The organism is Streptomyces sp. NPDC059853, assembly GCF_042731495.1.
In the GTDB taxonomy this organism is placed as follows: Bacteria; Actinomycetota; Actinomycetes; order Streptomycetales; family Streptomycetaceae; genus Streptomyces.
In genome coordinates, this window is sequence record NZ_JBHWJL010000462.1 from 1 (window position 1) to 2,680 (window position 2,680).

General features: G+C 71.5%; 3 protein-coding genes. 1 reads left to right on the plus strand and 2 read right to left on the minus strand.

The features are described 5' to 3' along the window. The first annotated feature begins 115 nt into the window (after nucleotides 1-115). The gene (locus ACFV5N_RS26730; protein WP_385604786.1) at nucleotides 116-1,183 is read left to right on the plus strand and encodes a multicopper oxidase domain-containing protein; all 1,068 of its coding nucleotides are present in this window, start codon (nucleotides 116-118) and stop codon (nucleotides 1,181-1,183) included. 97 nt (nucleotides 1,184-1,280) lie between these two features. Here ACFV5N_RS26730 and madM read toward each other — a convergent pair whose 3' ends face one another. After that, complete coding sequence (madM, locus tag ACFV5N_RS26735) at nucleotides 1,281-2,045, minus strand: malonate transporter subunit MadM (RefSeq protein ID WP_385604789.1); 765 nt, start codon at nucleotides 2,043-2,045, stop codon at nucleotides 1,281-1,283. A gap of 1 nt (nucleotide 2,046) precedes the next feature. After that, nucleotides 2,047-2,460, minus strand: a complete 414-nt coding sequence (madL, locus tag ACFV5N_RS26740; protein ID WP_385604792.1) for a malonate transporter subunit MadL — start codon at nucleotides 2,458-2,460, stop codon at nucleotides 2,047-2,049. Nucleotides 2,461-2,680: the final 220 nt, after the last annotated feature.

Here is a 2,680-nt window from a genome sequence, read left to right on the forward strand (position 1 = left end):
CCTTTGGACCGATCTCGCGAAACTTTGTCATGATCTGGATAAAGTCCCCGGGGACGGCTATGTTGTGCGGCGGCTCGTGCTCGAACTGGTGTCACAGTTGCAAGGAGTTGTGCCGATGGATGCCGTGGCGGTCGGTAACGGAAGCAATGGGGCGAGTGAATCCGGGGAACCGGCCGGGCGGGGGCGCGGCCCGGGCCGGCGGTCGGTCTTCTGGGGAGCGGCGGCGCTGGCCGGCGCCGCCTCCCTGACGGCGGCCACCGCCCCGGCGGGTGCCGCGGCCACCGGGTCGGTGACGGCCCGTACGGCACAGGCGACCAAGCAGGTGCGGAACCTGAAGCTGTACATGGAGCGGCTGCCGGACGGCCGGATGGGCTACGGCACCGCGCCGGGCAAGGCGACGGTGCCCGGCCCCCTGATCGAGATGGTCGAGGGCGACACCCTGCACATCGAGGTCGAGAACCTCATGGACGTGGACGCGAGTTTGCATGTGCACGGGGTGGACTACGAGATATCGAGCGACGGCACCCGGATGACCCGCTCCCATGTGCCGCCGGGCGGCAAGCGCACGTACACCTGGCGCTCGCACGCGCCGGGCCGCCGCGCGGACGGCACCTGGCGCTCGGGCAGCGCGGGGTACTGGCAGTACCACGACCACACCGTGGGCACCGACCACGGAACGGCCGGGGTGCGCAACGGGCTCTACGGGGCGCTGGTGGTGCGGCGCGCGGGCGATGTGCTGCCGGACCGGACGATCACCATCGTCTTCAACGACATGCTCACCAACAACCTGCGCCAGGGGCCCGACTTCGAGGTGACGATGGGCGACCGGGTGGAGATCATCTCGATCACCCACGGCGAGCTGTACCACACCTTCCACATCCACGGACACCGCTGGGCGGAGAACCGCACCGGGCTGCTGGAGGGTCCGGACGACACCAGCCGCATCGTCGACAACAAGATCACCGGTCCCGGCGACTCGTTCGGCTTCCAGATCATCGCGGGTGAGGGCGTCGGCCCGGGCGCGTGGATGTACCACTGCCATGTGCAGAGCCATTCGGACATGGGCATGGCCGGCCTGCTGCTGGTGAAACGGCCGGACGGCACCATCCCCGACTACGAGCACCACCACGTGGCGGCCGGCGCGGACGGGGACCACGACCCGTCCGGTCACTCCGGTCACTGACGCCCCCCGCGTCCCCGGCCGGGACCGGGCGGGCGCGACGCGGTGACCGCGCCGCCCCGCGCCCGGCGGGGGGGACCGGGCGCGGGACGGGCCGGGGTCAGCCGCCCACGACGGCCCGCAGCGTCACGTACAGCAGGGAGGGGCCGAGCAGACAGCCGACGCCGGTGTAGAAGGTGGCGGTCATGGCGCCGTACGGGACCAGCCGCTTGTCGGTCGCCGCCAGCCCTCCGGCGACGCCGGAGGTGGTGCCCATCAGGCCGCCGTACACCATGGCGGACTTGGGGTTGTCCAGGCCGATCAGCCGGGCGGCCACCGGGGTGGCGATCATGACGAGCACCGCCTTGACCAGACCGGCGGCCACCGACAGCGCGATCACGTCCGAGCCGGCCCCCACGGCGGTGCCGGTGACCGGACCGACGATGTAGGTGGCGGCCCCGGCCCCGATGGTCGCCAGCGACTCGGCGTCGGTGTAGCCGAAGAGCGCGGCGATCACGGCTCCCACCGCGAAGGAGACCAGCACCCCGAGGATGATGGAGAGCGCCCCGGCGAGGCCCGCTCGTCTGATCTCGCGGAGGTCGACACCGTAGGCGGTGGAGACGATGGCGAAGTCGCGCAGCATCGCGCCGCCCATCAGGCCCAGCCCGGACAGGACCGTGACGTCGGCGAGCCCGTGCGAACCGCCGGTGGCCTTGCCGCCCCAGTAGGCCAGGATCAGCCCGAGCAGGATGGCGATCGCCGATCCCTGGAGCCGGCCCCGGGTGAGCTTGGCGGACAGCCAGTGGGAGACCAGCATCAGGGTGCCGATGAGGACGAAGGCGACCAGCAGGCCGTAGTTCTCCAGGAGACCGGTGAAGCGATCCATCTCAGACCTCCTGCCGCTCGGCGCCGTCCACCGGCGGCAGGGGTTCGGCGGGTTCGCCGATCCGGGCCAGCACGGGCACCAGAGCGGCACCGGCGGCTGTCGCGCCGAGGCCGGCCAGGATCGCCATGGGCCCGCCGTCGATCGCCTCGGCCACGTTCTGGGTGGCGGCCATGGCGATCACGATCGGTATGTACAGCGCGCTCCAGAAGAGCACGCCCTGCTCGGTGACCTGGGGGAACTTCCCCCGGCGGCGCAGTTGGTGGGTGACCAGGATGAGCAGGATCATGGCGAACCCGACGCCGCCGACATTGGCGTCGACGCCGAGCAGCACGGCGAGTGCTTCGCCGGCCAGCATGCCGGCGAGCGTGCACAGCGCCAGCGCCGCTACTCCATAGAGGACCATCGTCTTCTCCACACTGAGAGACCGGAAGGATGAGGGGGTGGGGTGGGTGAGGTGGGGTGGGTGAGGGGCGGGCCGGTGGGCGGGTCAGGCGTCCGCCGCGCCGGTGAACAGGTCCCGGTAGCGCTCGCGCAGCGCGGCCTTCTGGACCTTGCCCATGACGTTGCGCGGCAGCGTGTCGAGCAGCCGGACCGCGCGCGGGTGCTTGAAACGGGCGAGGTCCCCGGCGACGGCC